The organism is Streptomyces sp. NPDC127197 (genome assembly GCF_042672405.1).
GTDB lineage: Bacteria > Actinomycetota > Actinomycetes > Streptomycetales > Streptomycetaceae > Streptomyces > Streptomyces flavusporus.
Map to the genome: position 1 here is coordinate 1 of NZ_JBHXVG010000008.1, position 19,192 is coordinate 19,192.

Sequence of the window (19,192 nt, forward strand, 5' to 3'; positions counted from 1 at the left end):
CCCTTTTTTAATCACCCGCCCCCCCCCGATAACTACACTTGCTTTGTCGTCGGCTGCGTCTGTTGTTTATACGAGACTGGGCCAGGTCTTATCCACACGCTCGATGTCGATGGGCGCCCGCCGTGTTGGCGGGCGCCCTTCTTCTTTTCGTCGGGGCGTTGTCAGTGGTGCGTGTCATCGTTGGGGCATGGAGATCGACGGGGGCCTTGGCATCAAGGTCGAGACGGAGAACTGGCAGACGCATGCGCGGCTTTCGGCGGCGCAGCTGCGGGAGCTGGTGGAGCGCATCGGCGGCGCCGGGGACCGCTTCCTGGTGGTGCAGCGGATACCGGACGTCCCGGATGTGTTCGCGCAGGTGTGGCACGAGGAGGGCGGGGACTACCGGCTCGAGCACCGCGCGGGCGGGGACGGGTTCTTCGGTACGAACCTCGGCGAGCCGGAGCGCGTCGCCGACCTTCTGACGGGCTGGGCGCGGCAGAGAGACGGCTGGGGCGCCGGCGTGGCGTGGGAGCCGATCGAGCCGGCGCCGCGCGAGGAGGTTCCCGAGCTGCCGGACGAGGTGCGGGAGAAGGTCGAGGAGCAGGTGCGGCTGCGGCTGCGCTGCGGCTACGACTCGCGCAAGGAGCTGGCCGAGATCGCCGAGGACTACCTGGTCGACGGGGACGAGCGGCCGGTGTCGAGGGCGCAGGCGTGGCGCATGGTCGACCGGCTGTGGCTGGAGCGGCTGGCCGAGCAGGAGACCTGGGAGGGCGTCACCGACCCGGAGCGACTCACGCGTGCCTTCGAGGCGCTGGAGGCCAAGGGCATCACCGCCCGGGAGAACTTCGCGTGTTGCCGGGGCTGCGGCATGGCCGAGATAGGCGCCGAGCGGGAGGGCGCGCGTGGCTTCGTCTTCTTCCACCAGCAGGGCACGGAGTCCGCCGCGGACGGGTACGGGCTCGCGCTCTACTACGGCGGTTTCGACGAGTCGGAGGAGACGACCGGGTCCGTGGGGCGTGAGGTCGCCCGGGCGCTGGACGCGGCCGGGCTGTCCGCCCAGTGGGACGGCGATCCGGGCCGGGCGATCACCGTCACGCCGCTGAACTGGCACAAGCGGCTGGAGGGATGAGGGAAACGGCATCGAGTTCCGGCCGACGGACGTCCGAGGTGTGAGAGGAGGGTCCGGTTCCTGGCGGGTGTCTGCTTCAATGGGGCCATGGCCAGCTTCCAGAAGCACTCCGCGACGGGTCGCCGTGACCTCGAGCCCTTCTGGCCTTCCCGTCAGCACCACGACTTCGACCGGCTGTGTTGCCGCGCGCTGACCGCGCCGGCCCGCTGACGCCGTACACACCGGCCTTCGGCCAGCGCGACACGACGTACGTCCCCGTCGGACTTCTCGCGCGAAAGAGCTGACCTCGCATGGCGACCATCCCTGCTTCCCTGTCCCGTTCCCTGAACACCGCCCCTGCTCCCGGCAGCCCGCGGCACCGACTGCGTGCCGTCGAGAGGGACGAGGTGCTCGATGTCGCGGAGTTCCTGCCGCCGGGTGCCACCTGGCTGCCCGCTCCGCAGCACACCCTGCCCGACCTGCCGGGCCGCCCGCCCATGGTCGGCTACCTGGTGCTCGTGCCGGCCGATCAGCAGCCGCCGTTCCCGCCGGTGGCGGTACCCGACGAACCGCGGCCGGACGCCCCCGACAACACCGCCACCGACACCGAACCGCTCATCCGTGTCGACGCCCTGCAGCGCACCGCGGAGGTGGCCGGGCGGGAGCTCGACCTCACGTACCTGGAGTTCGAGCTGCTCGCTCACCTGGTGGCGCACCCGCACCGGGTGCACACCCGGGACCAGCTGGTCACCACGGTGTGGGGCTACGGCCATGTGGGCGACGGCCGCACCGTCGACGTCCACATCGCCCGACTGCGCCGCAAGCTGGGCCCCGAGCACCGGCAGGCGATCCACACGATCCGCCGGGTCGGCTACAAGTACGCGCCGCCGACCGGTAGTTGACGGCCTGCCGACGGCGGGTCGGCGTCATCTGAGCCGGGGCGTCTGCTGTCGGCAGAACCCCGTTCCCTTCCGCCGCTCCCCCGGGCACAGTCACCGGCATGAGACTGCTGATGCTGGGTGGTACGGAGTTCGCGGGACGGGCCGTCGTGGAGGCGGCGCTCGGGCGTGGCTGGGACGTGACCGTGTTCCACCGGGGACGGCACGCGGCCCCGGCCGGGGTGCGGTCGCTGCACGGTGACCGCACCGCGCCCGACGGGCTCGCCGCCGTCGCGGACGGCGCATGGGACGCCGTGGTCGACACCTGGTCGGCGGCGCCGCTCGCGGTGCGGGACGCGGCGCGGCTGCTGCGGGGCCGCGCCGGGCGGTATGTGTACGTGTCGAGCTGCTCGGTGTACGCCTGGGCCCCGCCCGCCGGCTACACCGAGGACGCGCCCCTGGTCGAGGGCGCCGAGCCCGACGCCGGCCACACGGACTACGCCCGCGACAAGCGCGGCGCCGAGCTGGCCGCCGTCGAGGCCTTCGGTGCGGAGCGCTCGCTGCTGGTGCGAGCCGGGCTGTTGCTCGGGCCGTACGAGAACATCGGCCGGCTCCCCTGGTGGCTGACCCGCATCGCCCGCGGCGGCCCCGTGCTGGCGCCGGGCCCCCGGGAGCTGCCCCTCCAGTACATCGACGTCCGCGATCTCGCCGAGTGGATCCTGGACGGGGTGGAGCAGGAGCTCAGCGGGCCGTACAACCTGATCGGCCCCCGGGGCCTCACCACGACGGGTGAGCTGCTCGAGGCCTGCGTGCAGGTGACCGGCGCGGCGGCCGAGCTGCGCTGGACCGACCCCGAGGTGGTGCTGGAGGCGGGTATCGAGCCGTGGAGCCAGTTGCCGGTGTGGGTGCCGCCGGGGAGCGAGCTGCACGACGCCCTGCACGGCGCGGACGTGTCCCGGGCGCTGGCGAGGGGGCTGCGCTGCCGGCCGGTCACGGAGACCGTGGCCGACACATGGAGCTGGCTGCAGGGCCTCGGCGGCGCCGCCCCGCAGCGCCCGGACCGGCCGCCGGTGGGCCTCGATCCGGAGGTGGAGGCGAAGGTCCTCGCGACCGGCCGTCCGGATCAGGGTCGCTGAAACTCCACGAAATCCACCACCCGGCTCGAACACTTCATGTGAGATCACCACAACTCCCGATGTTCCTGGGGTAGTTGGGTCTGAATTGTCTCGCGGATCTCTCATCAATTTCTGATCCGTCTGAACACCGGTGGGACGACCTCCGTATGGAAGGGAGCCGCTTCACTCCTGTCGGGCGCCTCGATGCTGCCCCGCAAGGAAGTCAGAGGAGTTCCATGGGACGCAACACAAGAAAACGCCGTACGCCGCTGGCCACCAAGGCCATTGCCGCATCGGCGGCCCTAGCGCTCGGTGGGGGCGGGCTGGTATGGGCCAACTTCTATGCCTCGGCACATGAGGACGAGGATGGGTGGAACCAGACGAAGTCCACGGCCGCCCAGGTCGCGACGATCAACTGCCCGGACGTCGGCCAGAAGCTGACGAACGTGCCGGAGAGCGCGCGCCAAGGCGTCGCCAAGGAACTGGCGCTGCTCGACAGGCAGATCACGGATGCCTACACGCGTCTCGCGGAGACGCGTCAGGCCCAGGCGGGGGACGCCAGTTACGTCGACAACGCCATCCTCGGCCCGCTGAAGTCCAAGCGGGTGGCCACCCTCGACCGGATCGGCATCAACATCAACCGGGCGGGCGGTAAGGCTCCGCAGGGTCTCGACCAGTTCGCCCAGTGCCAGGGCGTCCCGGCCGAACAGCCCCAGCCCAACGACGGTGACGGCCAGGACCAGAACAACGACGGCCAGGACCAGGACCAGAACAACGACGGTCAGGACCAGGGCCAGGACGGCGGCCAGGACCAGGGTGACGGCGGCCAGGACAACGGCCAGGACCAGGGCAACGGCGGTCAGGCCGGCAACGGCCCCGTGGCGGACGACTTCATCAACATCGAGGACGTCCAGCCCAACTCCCGCAACCTGCCCAACGGCCTGGCAGCGAACGGAGACAGCGGTTCGACCGGCAGCTTCACCACGAACTGCGGTACCAACGAGAACGAGAACCGCAACTCCGACAACGTGATCGTCGCGCCGGGTGTCAGCAACGGCGCCCAGCACCAGCACGACTACGTCGGCAACCAGGCCAACAACGCCTTCGCGAGCGACGAGGACCTGGCGAACGGCGACACCAGCTGCCAGAACCAGGGCGACAAGTCGTCGTACTTCTGGCCGGTGATCCGTCTGCAGGACGGTACGCAGGACATCGACCAGGGCCAGCCCGGTGGCGGTCAGGACGGCAACGTCGGCAAGATCGTCGAGCCGAGCGAGGCCGAGCTGAAGTTCGTCGGCAACCGGACGAGCGATGTCGTCGCGATGCCGACGGCCCTGCGCATCATCACGGGTGACGCCAAGTCCTTCACCAACGGCCTGAACAACGCCAACACCTCCTGGAGCTGCACCGGCTTCGAGGACCGGCAGGTGACGGACAAGTACCCGATCTGCCCCGAGGGCAGCAGCGTGGTGCGGACGTCCAACTTCCAGAGCTGCTGGGACGGCCAGAACATCGACAGCGCCAACCACCGCACCCACGTGGACTTCGTGGAGGCGGACGGCACCTGCTCGAACGGTTTCCAGGCCATCCCCCAGCTGCAGGTCCGGCTGGTCTACGACATCCCGGCCCCGCAGATCGAGAACGGACAGGTGGCGAACGCGTTCGCGATCGACTCCTTCCCGGAGCAGCTGCACAAGCCGATCACCGACCACAACGACTTCATCAACTTCTTCGACGAGGACCTGATGAACGAGATGGTCGACTGCATCAACAACGGCGAGGACTGCCAGTAGTCCTGACCCAGTAGGAAGCCGGCGGTGGGAATTCCCACCGCCGGCTTTCGTCTGCCTCCGGACTTTCGCGGTCAGCCGTTGTGGCTGCCACTGCTGTGACCGCCGCTGTTGTGACTGCCACCGGGATTCATGTGCTCGGACCCCTCCTCCATGGTCCCGCCGAGCCTGCCCTGCAGCGCCGTGACCGTCTTCTCCTCACCGACGGCGACCCACTTGCGGCCGACGAGGTAGTAGCCGCCGTAGTCCTTCGCCCCGTTCAGCCACTCGCGCTGGCCGCGGTCGGTGGCGAAAGTCGCGAGGACGAACCTGCCGTCGGTGTTCTTGCAGACGGCCTGGCGGATCTCGTCGGCGTCCGTCGTCATGTTCGGCTCGCACTTCACCTCGGCGGCGAGGTGCTCCAGGCTGCCGGTCGCCGTCTCCGGTACGGCCGCCTGGTCGCCGTCGGAGCCGCAGCCCGCCAGGGCCAGCACCGCCACGGCGCCGCTCAGGGCGAGCATCGGTCGGGTCAACCTCATCTGTTCCTCCGGTCCGGTCTTGGAGCAGGCACACATGCGCCTCAGTTCGATACGGCTGCGGCCCGCTCAGCGCTCAAACCGATACTTCCGCGCGTACGGCTGTGCGAAGGTGGGCCGGTGAACCAGGACTGGGAAGACCGAGTGGCCGCGGCCTGGGCCACCTTCGACGACTACACGGACGACCGAGCGGCCGACTTCCGCGCCGTGATCGACGCGCTCGTCGCCGAACTGCCCGAGGGCAGTCCCCTCGGGCCGTTCGAGCAGGCCTGCACCTGGGACTCGACGGGCCACTCGGACAAGGCGGTCCCCCTGTACCGGGAGGCGCTGGCGCGCGGGCTCGACGGCTACCGTGGCCGACGGGCGAAGATCCAGCTGTCCAGCTCGCTCAGGAACATCGGGCAGCCGGAGGAGGGCGTCAAGCTGCTGACGCCCGAACTGGACGCACCCTCCGACGAGTTGGACGATGCGGTACGGGCCACGCTCGCCCTGTGCCTGTCGAGTCTCGGGCGTGATCGCGAGGGCCTGTCCCTCGTCCTGGGCGCCCTCGCGCCCCATCTGCCGCGCTACCAGCGGTCGATGGCGAACTACGCCCGCGCCCTGGTCGAGCCCCAGGACTGACGCATCGGGTGGCGGTGACCAAGCGCCGATTCGCTCGTTCTGCTGAACGTGCAGTCACAGGATGTCGCCCAGCGCCAGAGCTCCGCACCAGCCGCCCCCACCGACCCGGTGGTCGACGTCGAGCAGGCCGAGGCCGCGCTCGTCGAGCACTATCCACGCCTCGTCCGCCTCGCCTACCTGGTACTGCCACCGAGCCTGGGCCGCAACCGGCGCGTCCTGACCGCGCACTCCCTCACCCAGCGCGCCCTGCCACGCGGCCGGGCTTCGGCCTCCGTGATCCCGGCCCAGTCCACGGGCCGGTCCACGAGCCAGGGCCGGGAAGCCGACCCGGGCTACGCCTTCGTCCGCCTCCAGGTCCTGCGGACGGCGCTGGAGGCGGCCCTGCCGCTGCGGCGCAAGGCGTGGCCCAAGCGCTCCCAGCTGCCGCCACTGCTCCCCCAGGTGTGGGGCCTCAAGCTCTTCCCGCGCTCCGGCGGCGCCGACGAACTTGCCCTGGACCAGCGGCTGTCCGCCCTGTCCGCCCCCGCCCGCGCCGCCTACGTCCTGCGCGGCCTGGAGCGGCTGGCCGACCCCGATGTGCACCGGTTGCTGACGGCCGCCGGCGTCGACGATCCGGAGGCGGCACTGGGCGAGGCCGACGCCGTACCCGCGCAGTACGCGCTGCTCGACTCCCCCGAGTTCGACCCCTGCTCGCTCCAGGCCCGGCCCACCGACCTGATGCGCCGCCGCCAGCGCACGAAGGCCGCGCTCGCCGCCGCGGCGGCCCTCGCCGTGAGCGGGGCGCTGCTCGGCCTGCCCGGCGACGGCTGGGGCCCCGACGGCGCCGCGGCCCCGTCGTACGCGCAGAACCCGGCGGCCGAGGCAGCCCTCGACCCCAGCAGGCTGACGAAGGTCTCCCCCACCGCCTGGCGGTCCTCCGCCCGCACGGACTTCTCCGTCTGGCCCGCGCGCGGCGACCTCACCGGCGACCGGGCGCTGCTGCGTCGTGCGCTCGCCGTCTGGGCACGCCCCGGCGAGACCGTCCAGGTCTCGACCACCCCCGGCACCCCGTCCGGCGGCCCGGCCGGCCCGCCCCAGCTGCTGTACGCGGGGAACGTCGACAACGCGCGCGTGGTGCTCCTCCACGACGGTCTGCGCATCGCCCGCTACGCCGAGCCGAAGGACGGCACTGCCGGCGCCGCCCTCGACTTCGCCCGCACCGACGGCGCCACCGGGGCCGAGGCGAACGCCGTGGTCCTGGACCGCACCGACGGCAACGTCCGCTATCTGACGGCGCCCTGGGTGACGAAGGTGGCCGAGCGGGACCTGCTGAAACCGAGCTCCGGCGCGATGGACCTCACGATCACCGACGGAATCACCTCTCCGCTGGCCAGCCCCGCGACCAAGGCCGGCTCCTGCGCATCGTGGAACGTCCTGCAGATCACCGACGACTCCGGTACGCGGCTGATGACGGACCTGGGCGAACTGGTGCCGGCCCGCCTCACCACCGGGCGGCCGGGCAGGACGCACGACGCGGCCGGGGCGGAGTCGCTGCGCACCTGGGCGCCGTTCGCCTGTTCGCTGTTCGCGGTGCGCGGGCAGGGGGTGCGGTCGGTGAACGCCTGGCAGTACGCCGAGCAGCCGCTGCCCGACGCGAGCGGCACGGCGGCGTGGGTGTGCACGCGCGCGGAGACCTGGCGGGGCGGCGGCGAGCGGACGCTGGCGCAGTTCCACACGCCGGGCGGGACGTACGGGGCGGTCGCCGCGAAGGCCGAGAACGTACCGGCGTGCGGGGCACGCGATCCCCATGTGCTGGCGGGCGTGCTGTGGAAGTCCGAGGCGGGTTCCTGGTATCTCCTGGCGGCGGGCAGCCGCGACACCGCGTCGATCAGCACGACCGGCGGAGTGGAACAGACCGCGCAGGGCAACCTGTTGGCCGTACCCGCCAAGAAGGGCACTCAGGCCGAGCTGAAGGCGACCCTGACGGACGGGCGGTCGATCAGCGGCCTGCGCTGACAGGACGCATATGAACACCCCTGGCCGGTCCTGTCCGTTCGAGGCTGGATCCGATCGGTAAGGTGTTCGTATGTCTACCGGGGTGGTTCGCCGCAGGATGGGTGTCGAGGAGCGGCGGCAGCAGTTGATCGGCGTCGCCCTCGAACTGTTCAGCCGCCGCTCTCCGGATGAGGTCTCCATCGACGAGATAGCGTCGGCCGCAGGCATCTCGCGCCCGCTGGTCTACCACTACTTTCCCGGCAAACTCAGCCTGTACGAGGCCGCGTTGAGGCGTGCGGCGGACGATCTGGCGGGCCGGTTCGTGGAGCCGCACGAGGGTCCGCTGGGGGCGCGACTGCTGCGCGTGATGCGCCGGTTCTTCGACTTCGTCGACCAGCACGGCCCCGGTTTCTCGGCGTTGATGCGCGGCGGCCCGGCGGTTGGCTCCTCGACGACGAACGCACTCATCGATGCGGTACGGCAGGCCGCGTATGACCAGATCGTTGCGCACCTCGGGGTCGAGGAGCCGGCGCCCGCGCGGCTGGAACTGGTCGTCCGCTCCTGGATCTCGCTCGCCGAGTCGACGGCGCTGATCTGGCTGGACGGTCGGCGCATCCCGCGCGCCCAGCTGGAGGTGCAGCTCGTGCACGACTTCGCCGCACTGGCCGCCGTCGGCGCCGCCCACGACGAGGAGCTGGCGACGCTGATGCGCCGCGTCCTCAAGGACGAGCCGGGCGACGGTCCGTTCGGCGACCTGGTGGCCCGGCTGGTCTCGCTGGCGTCCTAGGCCTGTCTCAGAGGTCGAACTTCCGGTACGACGGGTCGAGGTCGCGTACCTCGGCCGACGCGTGCAGGACGAGGCCCTCGGCGGGCTTGATGTGCTGTCGCAGCAGGTCGAGTACGGCCTCGGTGAGCCGGACCTTGGTCTCGTCCGTGCGGCCGGCCAGCAGCCCCAGCGTCACATGGACGACCGCGTGCCCCTGGGTGTCCTCCCCGACCGTGGTGTCCTCGGTCCGCCGGAACTGCGTCTTGCACGCCGGCGGCTTCGCGGCCGCGATCTCGACCACCGTGGTGTGCAGGGCCCGCGCGAAGGCGGGCCGGTCGAAGCCGTCCGCGAGCTGTGCGGAGTAGTCGACGGTGATCTGCGGCATGGGTGCTCCTGTTCTACGACGGACAGGAGCACCCTAACCGCAGCGCCGTCAGCCCGCCTGAGAGAAGACGGCGACCGTGCGGGCCGGGACCGTGAAGGTGCCCGATCCCGCCGTGTGGGTCGCGTCCTTCACGACCGGGTCCGCGCCCCTCGCCTGTACCGGGTGCAGCCGGTACTTCACCCCTTCTGTCGCCTCGATGCGCTGCTCCTGCCGCTCCGGCGTGGCGTTGAACACGACGACCAGGTCACCGAGCCGCATGGTGATCACGCCCGGCGTCTCGTCCTTGCCGGACAGCGGGAAGGAGAGCCGTGACTGGACCTGATCGGCGGTGTCGAGGGAGAAGGCGCTCTCCGTCGTACGGATCCTCAGCAGGTCCCGGTACGCCGCCGAAGCACCCTCGATCTGCGTGCAGCCGACGCCGACCGTGCTCAACAGAGGCTTGGCGTAGGGCCACTTGGGCTCGTTGTCGGCCGCCATCGGCAGTCCGCGGCCGAAGCCGTTGCCGTCGGCGCAGTTCCAGTGGATGGCGTTGAACCAGTCGCCGCTGTCATAGGAGTTGCGGTCCAGGGACTTGGAGCGCAGCAGGTCGGTGCCGGCCTGGGAGAGGGACGGCCCCTGCGAGAGGGTGGCCGTGGCCGTCGCCAGGACCTGCATCCGGGCCCGGTCGTCCGCGCTCGCCGATGCCGGGAGCTTGTAGGCCAGGGCGTCGAACAGGGTCTCGTTGTCGTGGGCGTCGGCGTAGGCGAGGGCGTCGCCGGGGACGGCCGCGTAGCCGGCGGGGGCGCCGTTGTAGTCGACCTCGGAGCCCTTGACCTCCTTGCCGCTGGTGTCGGTGAAGGTGAAGTCGGCGAGGTTGCCGGACAGGCCCACCTTGATCAGGTCCTGGTAGTGCAGAAGGCGGGCCTTCTGTTCGGCCGGACTGCCGTTGTTCGCCGAGGAGTTGGGCTCGTTGTACAGCCCGGACGCAAAGCCCTGGACGCCGGGGTCCTCGTCGAACGGGCCACCGCCGCGGACGGCGTCGCGGGCGCGGTCGGAGAAGGTCGCGACACCGGTTCCCGCCATGTTGCTCTGCGTGGCCTGCTCGAAGCGGGCGTCGTCGGCGATCTCGCCGAAGTTCCAGCCCTCGCCGTAGAGGATGATCTTCTTGCCGTCGACGCCGTCCTTCTCCAGGGTCAGCGCGTCGAGGGCCTTGCGGACGGCGAGGATGTTGGCCTTCGGGTGGTGGCCCATGAGGTCGAAGCGGAAGCCGTCGACCTTGTACTCCTTGGCCCAGGTGACCACCGAGTCGACGACCAGCTTGCCCATCATGGCGTTCTCGGTGGCGGTGTTGGCGCAGCAGGTGCTGGTGGCGACCGAGCCGTCCGCGAGGAGCCGGTGGTAGTAGCCGGGCACGATCCGGTCCAGGACGGACGTCCGCTCCTGCCCGCTCGCCGCCGTGTGGTTGTAGACGACGTCCATGACGACCCTGAGGCCGTCCTCGTTCAGCGCCTTGACCATCTTGCGGAACTCGACCGTACGGGCCGTACCGTCCGGGTCGGTGGCGTACGAGCCCTCGGGGACCGTGTAGTGGTACGGGTCGTAGCCCCAGTTGTAGGCGTCCTTCGCGGCGATCTTCGCCACGCACTCCTGCTGCTTGCCGGAGTCGGCCGGGAGGGAGGCGAGGTCGCAGTCGACGGTCGCCTGGTCGGACTTCTTCTCCGGGATGGTGGCGATGTCGAAGGCGGGCAGGAGATGGACGTACGACGTGCCCGCCTCGGCCAGCTCACGCAGGTGCCGGGAACCGTCGCTCGCCTTGTCGGTGAAGGCAAGGTAGGTGCCCGGGTCCTTGGCCGTCTTGTCCTCGACCGAGAAGTCCCGGATGTGCAGCTCCTGGATCTGGGCGTCCTTCAGCGGTACGGCCTCGGGCTTGGCGTACGAGGACCAGCCGCTCGGCGCCAGGGACCTGTCTTCGAGGTCGACGACCAGGCTGCGCTCGGAGTTCGCGGCGAGGGCGACCGAGTAGGGGTCGGTGACCTTGTTGGTGACGACCTTGCGGACGCTGGGTGCCCAGACCTCGACGACGTACCGATACGGCTTGTTCTTCCAGGACTTGGGGCCGGTGACGGACCAGACGCCGGTGGTGTCGTTCCGCTTCATGGCGACGGTGGAGTCACCGATTTCGAGCTTGACCGACTGTGCTGTGGGTGCCCAGACGGCCAGCGTCGGACGGCCCTTGTGGAACGTCGGCCCGAGCTCGGTCTTCGTCGCGTCGTACAGATCGTCGAGTACGCCGGCGATCTGCACGCCGGTCGCGGCCAGGACGGCACCGTTGGCGGCGCGCTGGGAGGCGACGACCTGGCCGCGCAGGGCCTCGCGGACCCGGTCGCGGTCCCGGGGGTCGACGGACCAGGCGGTGTGGTCCTTCAGGTGCGGGAACTTCGCCTTCTGGGCGTCGGTGAGGGTGGTCTTGGAGAGACGGAGCCACCTCTCGTCGTTGCTGGTCAGCGCGCCGTCCTTCACGGCGATCGAGCCGTCCCGGCTGTACCGCAGCTGGGTGGAGGCGGCCGCGTCGGAGGCGTTCCAGGCGACCGTGTTCCGGTCGATCCAGACCGCCTTGGAGGTGGTCAGGTCGAGGGCGGCGGCGCTGCCCGCCGGCTGCGGCAGCAGGTACTTCTCCTGGCCGTTCAAGAGCCACACCTCGTGGCCGTTCGCCTTGAGGTCGAGCGCCTGGTCGGCGGAGAGGTCCTTCTCGTCGCCCTTGTGGATGATGTAGCTGAGGCTGGTGGCACCCTCGGTGAGCGGTACCTCGAAGACCGCGCCATAAGAGTCAGTCTTCACCGGCATCAGGGGCTTCGACCACTCGGTGGGGTCGGCGGCGCCGCTCCAGACGTGCATGCCCCAGCCGTCGTAGTTCCCGTCGGCGCGGTGGTAGTGGAGGACGGCCTTGGTCGTGTCCTGCGCCGGATACTCCGGGCGTTCCGTCCGTACGGCCTCCTTGCCCTGCTCGATCCAGACCTCGCCGGTCTTGGTCACATCGATCGTGCGGTCGGCGGAGACGTCCTTGTTGCCGTCCTTGTCGATGACCAGGAAGCCGACGTTCGAGGCGCCGGGCTTCAGCTTGACGTAGGCGAAGGCGCCGTAGGCGTCGCGGCCGGTGAAGGGGTGGCTGTCCGGCCAGGTGGTGGACTCGCCGTCGGCGAGATCGCCCCAGGCGTACAGGCCCCAGTCGGCGTAGTTCCCGTCGGGGCGGTTGTAGTGGACGATCGCGTAGTCGCGGGAGGAGGCGGTGGGGAGCGCCTCGGTGGGTGGGGTGCCGGTGGTGCTGGTGGCTGTGGCGCTCGCGGTGCGGCCGGTGGAGTCGATGACGACGGCCTTGTAGCGCAGGGCGGTGCCCGGGGGCACGTCCTTGCCGATGGTGTGGGTGACCTTGTAGGGGGCGTGGTCGGCGGAGCCGAGGGTGCGCCACTTGCCGGTGCCGGTCTGGGCGGCGAAGACGACACGGTTGAGCCGGCCGCCGTCGACGTCTGCCGTGAGCTCCACGGTGCCGGTGGCGCCGGGGGCGGGAGCCTGGAGGGTGATGGCCGGCTTGGCGGCGGGCTTGGCGAGCGGGCCCGCGGCCTTGAGGACGACCGCCGAACCGGCCGGGACGGTGAGCGTGACCTTCTTGTCGTCGACCGCGGAGGTCACGGACGCGTCGGTGCCATGGATGCCCCGGTACGTCATGTCGGCCGAACCCGTCGGGAAGGTGGCCGTCTTCGCCTCGTCGGCGTTGTTGAAGGCGACGAGGTACTCGGTGCCGGTGGCGGCGTCCGTACGGGAGAACGCGTAGATCCCGGCGCCGTCGGCGGCGTACCGCTCGGTCTGGATGCCGTCGGCGAGGGCGGGGTGCCGGGTGCGCAGCTTGGCGAGAGCACTGATCTGCCGGTAGAGCGGTGCTTCCGCATCGTAGGCGTCGCTCGCGTGGGTGCGGTCGGTGCCGAGCTGGTCGTCGTCCAGGTAGTCGGCCGTGCGGGACGCGAACATCGTCTGACGGGCGTCCTTGTCACCGCCCGCGCCGGTGAAGCCCTGCTCGTCGCCGTAGTAGATCACCGGGTTGCCCCGGCTGAGGAACATCAGCTCGTTGGCGAGCCGCGCCTTCTTCAGCAGTTCGGCGTCGCTCGCGCCCGCGTTGTCCTGCTTGAGGAAGGTGCCGATGCGGCCCATGTCGTGGTTGCCGAGGAAGGTGACCTGCTCGTACGCGTTGGCCTTGTCGGTCGTGTACTTGTAGTCGTCACCGAAGACCGCCGCCAGCTTCTTCGCGCCGGCGCCCTGGGAGGCGTACGCGCGGGCCGCGTCCTGGAAGGGGAAGTCCAGCGTGGAGTCCAGGCGGCCCTGTGTGACGTACGGGGAAGTGACCGAGGTGTCGGCGGAGTACACCTCACCGAACATGAAGAAGTCGTCGCGTCCCTGCCGGGCGGCGTAGGCATCCAGTGCCGTCGCCCACTGGGTCCAGAACTCCATGTTGACGTGCTTCACGGTGTCGATGCGGAAGCCGTCGATGCCGAAGTCCCTGACCCACCGCTGGTAGATCTTCTCCATGCCCTCGACGACCTCGGGACGCTCGGTCCACAGGTCGTCGAGACCGGAGAAGTCGCCGTATGTGGTCGACTCGCCGGCCCAGGTGGAGTCACCGCGGTTGTGGTACATCGTCGGGTCGTTGAGCCAGGACGGGACCTTGACGTCCTGCTTGGCGTCGGCGACGACAGGGGTGCGCGGGAAGGAGCCGGCGTCGGTCTTCGGGAAGTCCCGCCTGCCGTCGGCGTAGTCGGCGTCGTCGAAGGGCTCGCCGTTCTTCGTCAGGTACGGGAAGGCACCCTTGGAGAGGTAGTCGTAGGACTTCTCCTCGTAGTCGACGACGTCGGCCGTGTGGTTGGTGATGACGTCGAAGAAGACCTTCATGCCCTTGGCGTGCGCCTTGGAGATGAGGGTTTCGAGGTCCTTGTTGGTGCCGAAGTGCGGGTCGACCTGGGTGAAGTCGGTGATCCAGTAACCGTGGTACCCGGCGGAGGCATTGTTGCCCTCCCCCTGCACGGGCTGGTTCTTGAAGATCGGGGCGAGCCAGATGGCGGTGGTGCCGAGGCCCTTGATGTAGTCGAGCTTCTTTGTCAGGCCCTTGAGATCGCCGCCCTGGTAGAAGCCCTTGTCGGTGGGGTCGTAGCCGGTGGTGAGGCGTGAACCGGTGAGCCCGCCGCGGTCGTTGGCCGCGTCCCCGTTGGCGAATCGATCCGGCAGTACGAAGTAGAACTGCTCGCGGGTGAGGTCGTGGCGGGCGGCGGTCTTCGCCAGGGCCGCGTCGGACGGAGGCGGGGGCGGGGTGTCGGCCCGGGCGGCGAGGGGCTGGACGAGCGCTGCGGCGAGCGCGGCCACGGTGACGGCCGCGACCCGTCTGGCATGGGCGGTACGGCGCGTGCGGGGCGCCGGCCATCTCGGTATCACAGGCGTGAACTCCTTGCGATTACGGCTCGATTGCGGGTTCCGACCCCTGCGCCGCGGCACGGCATCATCGCCGGGCGCCGGCGCGACCGTATCGCTGACGAAAGCCTTACAGCAAGAGTTGTGAAACCCGGAGCAAGAATTTTCAACGCTGAAGTGTACGTCCGTACGCTCCAGAGCGTACGATCGTACGCATGCAGACGGACTACTTCGCTGACGACCCGCACACGAACCTGGAGCGCATGCTCGCGGGCGACCTCTACATCGCCGACGACCCGGAGATCGCACGGCGACAGCAGCGCGCGATGCAGCTGGCAGCCCGCTACCAGGCCGCCTACATCGAGGACGCCGACGGGGCCAGGCCCTTCCTGGCCGACCTGCTCGCGTCGGTGGGCGAGGGCGTCGACGTACGGCCGCCGCTGTCCGTCGATTACGGCAGCAACATCACCATCGGGGCCCGCACCTTCGTCAACTACAACCTGACCGCCCTGGACGTCGCACGGATCACCATCGGCGAGGACTGCCAGATCGGCCCGAACGTCCAGCTCCTGACTCCCACCCACCCGGTGGAGCCGGAACCCCGGCGCGACAAGCTCGAAGCCGCCCGCCCCATCACCATCGGGGACAACGTCTGGCTCGGCGGCGGGGTCATCGTGTGCCCGGGAGTGACCATCGGCGACAACGCCGTCATCGGCGCCGGCGCAGTCGTCACCAGGGACATACCCGCCAACGTCGTCGCCGTCGGCAACCCCGCCCGCCCTGTCCGCAACTTCTGACCGCACGTCCCTCATGGCCACCGGACACACCGATCCACAGCGGCGCGAACGGATCCTCGCCGCCACCCTCGACCTGATCACCGAAGAGGGGGTCGCCGGCGTCTCCCACCGCAAGATCGCCACCCGGGCCCAGGTGCCCCTCGGGTCGATGACCTACCACTTCACCGGCATCGACGACCTGCTGCGTCAGGCCTTCACACGCTTCGCCGACCACATCGTGGCCGTCTTCGAGCACCACCTCAGCCGAGCAGACAGCCCTGAGCAGGCCAGGGAAGCGGTCACCGACCTCATCCACACGGTTTCCGAAGGGCCTCGCCGCGATCTCGTCCTCGCCCACGAGCTCTACACCCTCGCCGCCCGCCGGCCGGAATACCGTCAGCTGACCCAGGAGTGGATGCACCGCAGCCGCCACCTGCTGGAACAGCATTTCGACGCGGACACGGCCCGCCAACTGGACGCGCTGATCGAGGGACTGACCCTGCACCGCGCCCTGGCCGACTCGCCCCACGACCGCACACTGACGCGCCGGGCCGTCGACCGCATCACCGCCACCTAGACGGCACCCCCAGCAGCCCGTGGGGTGCGGACCTGACACCGCACCCCACGGGCCTTGAGCGCATCAGGTCAGCAGCTGGACTTGCCCGCATACACCGCCAGCGCCGTGTTGGCGCCCAGCGTCGCGGTGAGCTGGCCGGAGCTGTTCACCGTCACCGTCGTGTTGTTCTGCACGTTGCAGTAGCTCCCGGCCGGGAGGGACGTCTGGTACGTGCGCGTCAGCGAGCCCGACTCGTGGTTGATGGCCACGAAGCCCTTGCTCCCCCGGCCGAACGCGATCGCGTCGCCCCCGTTGTCCCACCAGTTGGTCACGGCCTCACCACGCGTGGCGTTGCGGAAGGCGACCATGGACTTGATCTCGGGCCAGTTGTGCTGGCACTTCCAGCCGTCCTGCCAGCAGGCGTTGACCTGGCCGCCGTTGGGCGGGCCCGCGTCGTGGTCGGTGAACTCGTAGCCGGAGTTGATGTCGGGGGCGCCGTAGGGCCAGGCCAGCATGAAGACATTGGCCAGCGTGTAGTTGGCGCCGTCCTTGTAGTTCAGCGTGCTGCTGTTGCGCTCGGTGTCGTGGTTGTCGACGAAGACGCCGGAGACGCCGCTGCTCATGTAGCCCCAGCCCTCGCCGTAGTTCTTCAGGTAGGCGAGGTTCTCGTTGTTGAAGACGCGCTTGAGGTCGTAGGCGTACCGGAACTCCTGCACGTCGCCGTTGCCGGTGTACTCCGTCGGCTGGACGGCTTCTCCGCTGCCGTAGATGACCTCCTGCTTCCAGTACACCGACGGGTTGCTCAGGCGGGACTTGATGTTCGCCAGGTCGGCCGTGTCCATGTGCTTGGCCGCGTCGATGCGGAAGCCGTCGACGCCGAGGCTGAGCAGGTCGTTCATGTAGCCGGCGATGGCGCCGCGGACGTACGACTCGTTCGTGTCCAGGTCGGCGAGGCCGACCAGTTCGCAGTGCTGGACGTTCCAGCGGTCCTGGTAGTTGCTGATCTGGCTCGTGCAGTCGTCGAAGTCGGGCGACGAGTACAGGCCGGGGTAGTTGTACTTCGTGTACGACGAGCCGCCGGTGCCGGTGCCGCTGCCCGCCGACATGTGGTTGATGACCGTGTCGACGACGACCTTGACACCCGCCGCGTGGCAGGTGTTGACCATGTTCTGGAACGCCGTACGGTCGCCCAGCCGACCGGCGATCTTGTAGCTCACCGGCTGGTACGACGTCCACCACTGCGCGCCCTGTATGTGCTCGGCGGGCGGGGAGACCTGGACGTAGCCGTAGCCGGCGGGGCCGAGGGTGTTGGTGCACTCGCGGGCGACCGAGGCGAAGTTCCACTCGAAGAGGACGGCCGTGACGTCCTTGGTGCCGGGCGGGGCGGCCTGGGCGGTGGGCGCGGAGGTTGGGTTCATGACAAGGGCGGCGGCCGCGAGGGCGGCGGCCCCGGAGAGGGTTCTGCGTGCCATGTGGGGGTTTCCTTCACCGTTGAAGGTTCTTGCTGAAATCTTTCAGCCATCTTGCGGTGACGCAGATGTTAAAGGCCCGCCACCCGAAAGGGCAGCGGGCCGTACGAACTTCAATGAAAAATCTTGCGACGGGCCGTCAGGACCGGCCCGGCCGCGGCCGTCAGGCGGTCGTGCACCACACCGTCGTGTCGGCCGGCACCTTCACCTCGCCGTCCGCCTCGGACACCTCACCGCTGGCCAGCAGCAGCCGGCCGTGCGCCGGAGCGGTCACCGACTCGTCGGTGGTGTTCGCGACGCACACGAACTCCCCGCGCCGGAAGGCGAGGACGCCCTCGGGCGCCTTCAGCCACTCGACCGAGTCGCCCGCGCCGAGGTCGGACTGGGCACGGCGTACGGCGAGCGCGGTGCGGTACAGCTCCAGCGTCGAAGCCGGCACCCCCTGCTGGGCCTCGACGCTCAGCTCGCCCCACCCGTCCGGCTGGGGCAGCCAGCTGCCACCGCTGCCGAAGCCGTACGACGATCCCGTGCGCGTCCAGGGGATCGGCACCCGGCAGCCGTCGCGGAAGCCGTCCTGGCCCGCGCCGCGGAAGTACGCGGGGTCCTGGCGCACCTCGTCGGGCAGGTCGACGACGTCCGGCAGGCCGAGTTCCTCGCCCTGGTAGATGTACGCCGAGCCGGGCAGCGCCAGCATCAGCAGGGTGGCGGCCCGGGCCCGCTTCAGGCCCAGCTCGCGGTCGCCGGCCGTACGGATCTGGGTGCCGAGGCCGGGCGGGTTGGCGAAGCGGGTGGCGTGCCGGGTGACGTCGTGGTTGGAGAGGACCCAGGTGGCGGGGGCGCCGACAGGGCGCATGGCCTCCAGGGTGCGGTCGATGACGGTGCGCAGTTCCTTCGCGTCCCAGTCGGTGCTCAGGTACTGGAAGTTGAAGGCCTGGTGCAGTTCGTCGGGGCGGACGTAGTTGGCGGTGCGCTCGACGGTGGGGGTCCAGGCCTCGGCGACGAAGATCCTCTCGCCCGCGTACTCGTCGAGGATCGTGCGCCACTGGCGGTAGATGGCGTGCACGCCGTCCTGGTCGAAGAACGGCATGACATCGTTGCCCAGCAGCTTCACCTGGTCGTGGGAGCCCAGATCCGGCAGGCCCTCGGCCTTGACCAGGCCGTGGGCGACGTCGATGCGGAAGCCGTCCACGCCCATGTCGAGCCAGAACCGCAGGATGGAGCGGAACTCGTCCCCGACCGCCGGGTGCTCCCAGTTGAAGTCGGGCTGCTCCGGTGCGAAGAGGTGCAGGTACCACTCGCCGTCCGGGACACGGGTCCACGCCGGACCGCCGAAGATGGACTCCCAGTCGTTGGGCGGGAGTTCACCGTTCTTGCCCTTGCCGGGGCGGAAGTGGTAGCGGTCGCGCAGCGGGGAGCCGGGGCCCTCCCGGAGCGCCCGCTTGAACCATTCGTGCTGGTCGGAGGAGTGGTTCGGGACGAGGTCGACGATGATCCGCAGGCCCAGCTCATGGGCGTCGCGGATCAGCGCGTCCGCGTCGAGCAGCGAGCCGAACATGGGGTCGACGGCCCGGTAGTCGGCGACGTCGTAGCCGGCGTCGGCCTGCGGCGAGGCGTAGAAGGGGCTGAGCCACACGGCGTCCACGCCGAGGTCACGCAGGTACGGGAGTCGGGATCGTACGCCGTCCAGGTCGCCCATGCCGTCGCCGTTGCTGTCGGCGAAGCTGCGCGGATAGACCTGGTAGATCACCGCGTCGCGCCACCAGTCGCGGCGCTTGGTGACGGTGGCGACAGCGGAGGTTTCGGCCGGGTCGGCGGAGTGCTGGCTCATGG

General features: G+C 69.9%; 15 protein-coding genes. 10 read left to right on the forward strand and 5 right to left on the reverse strand.

The annotated features are described in order from the left end of the window. The first annotated feature begins 187 nt into the window (after window positions 1–187). The 5 genes from ACFVJQ_RS14655 (at window position 188) to ACFVJQ_RS14675 (ending at window position 4,873) form a co-directional block, all read left to right on the forward strand. Window positions 188–1,108 carry a DUF6891 domain-containing protein gene (locus ACFVJQ_RS14655; RefSeq protein WP_385783848.1) on the forward strand — a complete coding sequence of 307 codons (921 nt, stop codon included), beginning with the start codon at window positions 188–190 and terminating at the stop codon, window positions 1,106–1,108. A gap of 87 nt (window positions 1,109–1,195) precedes the next feature. Next, on the forward strand, window positions 1,196–1,318 hold the full coding sequence (locus ACFVJQ_RS14660) for a hypothetical protein (RefSeq protein ID WP_385783851.1): 123 nt from the start codon (window positions 1,196–1,198) through the stop codon (window positions 1,316–1,318). A gap of 80 nt (window positions 1,319–1,398) precedes the next feature. Next, window positions 1,399–1,989 carry a winged helix-turn-helix domain-containing protein gene (locus ACFVJQ_RS14665; protein WP_385511823.1) on the forward strand — a complete coding sequence of 197 codons (591 nt, stop codon included), beginning with the start codon at window positions 1,399–1,401 and terminating at the stop codon, window positions 1,987–1,989. Between the two features lie 98 nt (window positions 1,990–2,087). After that, entirely contained in the window at window positions 2,088–3,101 is a 1,014-nt protein-coding gene (locus ACFVJQ_RS14670; protein WP_385783854.1) for an SDR family oxidoreductase, read from the forward strand. A 215-nt stretch (window positions 3,102–3,316) separates the two neighbouring features. Continuing rightward, window positions 3,317–4,873, forward strand: coding sequence for a DUF1996 domain-containing protein (locus ACFVJQ_RS14675; RefSeq protein ID WP_385783857.1), 1,557 nt, complete (start codon window positions 3,317–3,319; stop codon window positions 4,871–4,873). Between the two features lie 71 nt (window positions 4,874–4,944). On the opposite strand, the gene ACFVJQ_RS14680 is transcribed toward ACFVJQ_RS14675, so the two are convergent. Beyond that, on the reverse strand, window positions 4,945–5,388 hold the full coding sequence (locus tag ACFVJQ_RS14680) for a hypothetical protein (RefSeq protein ID WP_385511829.1): 444 nt from the start codon (window positions 5,386–5,388) through the stop codon (window positions 4,945–4,947). 117 nt (window positions 5,389–5,505) lie between these two features. Between ACFVJQ_RS14680 and ACFVJQ_RS14685 the strand changes: the two genes are divergently transcribed. The 3 genes from ACFVJQ_RS14685 to ACFVJQ_RS14695 all read left to right on the forward strand — a co-directional run bounded on the left by ACFVJQ_RS14685 (window position 5,506) and on the right by ACFVJQ_RS14695 (window position 8,767). Beyond that, on the forward strand, window positions 5,506–6,006 hold the full coding sequence (locus ACFVJQ_RS14685; RefSeq protein WP_385783860.1) for a tetratricopeptide repeat protein: 501 nt from the start codon (window positions 5,506–5,508) through the stop codon (window positions 6,004–6,006). 48 nt (window positions 6,007–6,054) lie between these two features. Further along, the gene (locus ACFVJQ_RS14690; RefSeq protein ID WP_385783863.1) at window positions 6,055–8,001 is read left to right on the forward strand and encodes a hypothetical protein; all 1,947 of its coding nucleotides are present in this window, start codon (window positions 6,055–6,057) and stop codon (window positions 7,999–8,001) included. 70 nt (window positions 8,002–8,071) lie between these two features. Further along, window positions 8,072–8,767, forward strand: coding sequence for a TetR/AcrR family transcriptional regulator (locus ACFVJQ_RS14695; protein ID WP_385783866.1), 696 nt, complete (start codon window positions 8,072–8,074; stop codon window positions 8,765–8,767). Window positions 8,768–8,774: 7 nt separating this feature from the next. On the opposite strand, the gene ACFVJQ_RS14700 is transcribed toward ACFVJQ_RS14695, so the two are convergent. Together ACFVJQ_RS14700 and pulA are read right to left on the reverse strand one after the other, a co-directional pair. Then, window positions 8,775–9,131, reverse strand: coding sequence for a 5-carboxymethyl-2-hydroxymuconate Delta-isomerase (locus ACFVJQ_RS14700; RefSeq protein WP_385783870.1), 357 nt, complete (start codon window positions 9,129–9,131; stop codon window positions 8,775–8,777). 48 nt (window positions 9,132–9,179) lie between these two features. Beyond that, window positions 9,180–14,585 carry a pullulanase-type alpha-1,6-glucosidase gene (pulA, locus tag ACFVJQ_RS14705; RefSeq protein ID WP_385783873.1) on the reverse strand — a complete coding sequence of 1,802 codons (5,406 nt, stop codon included), beginning with the start codon at window positions 14,583–14,585 and terminating at the stop codon, window positions 9,180–9,182. A 191-nt stretch (window positions 14,586–14,776) separates the two neighbouring features. Here pulA and ACFVJQ_RS14710 point away from each other — a divergent pair, with 191 nt between their 5' ends. Together ACFVJQ_RS14710 and ACFVJQ_RS14715 are read left to right on the forward strand one after the other, a co-directional pair. After that, window positions 14,777–15,358 carry a sugar O-acetyltransferase gene (locus ACFVJQ_RS14710; RefSeq protein WP_385783876.1) on the forward strand — a complete coding sequence of 194 codons (582 nt, stop codon included), beginning with the start codon at window positions 14,777–14,779 and terminating at the stop codon, window positions 15,356–15,358. A 13-nt stretch (window positions 15,359–15,371) separates the two neighbouring features. After that, the gene (locus ACFVJQ_RS14715; RefSeq protein WP_385783879.1) at window positions 15,372–15,914 is read left to right on the forward strand and encodes a TetR/AcrR family transcriptional regulator; all 543 of its coding nucleotides are present in this window, start codon (window positions 15,372–15,374) and stop codon (window positions 15,912–15,914) included. 68 nt (window positions 15,915–15,982) lie between these two features. On the opposite strand, the gene ACFVJQ_RS14720 is transcribed toward ACFVJQ_RS14715, so the two are convergent. Further along, window positions 15,983–17,365, reverse strand: a complete 1,383-nt coding sequence (locus ACFVJQ_RS14720; RefSeq protein WP_385783882.1) for an alpha-amylase family protein — start codon at window positions 17,363–17,365, stop codon at window positions 15,983–15,985. A gap of 160 nt (window positions 17,366–17,525) precedes the next feature. Beyond that, entirely contained in the window at window positions 17,526–19,190 is a 1,665-nt protein-coding gene (locus tag ACFVJQ_RS14725) for a glycoside hydrolase family 13 protein (protein WP_385783885.1), read from the reverse strand. Window positions 19,191–19,192: the final 2 nt, after the last annotated feature.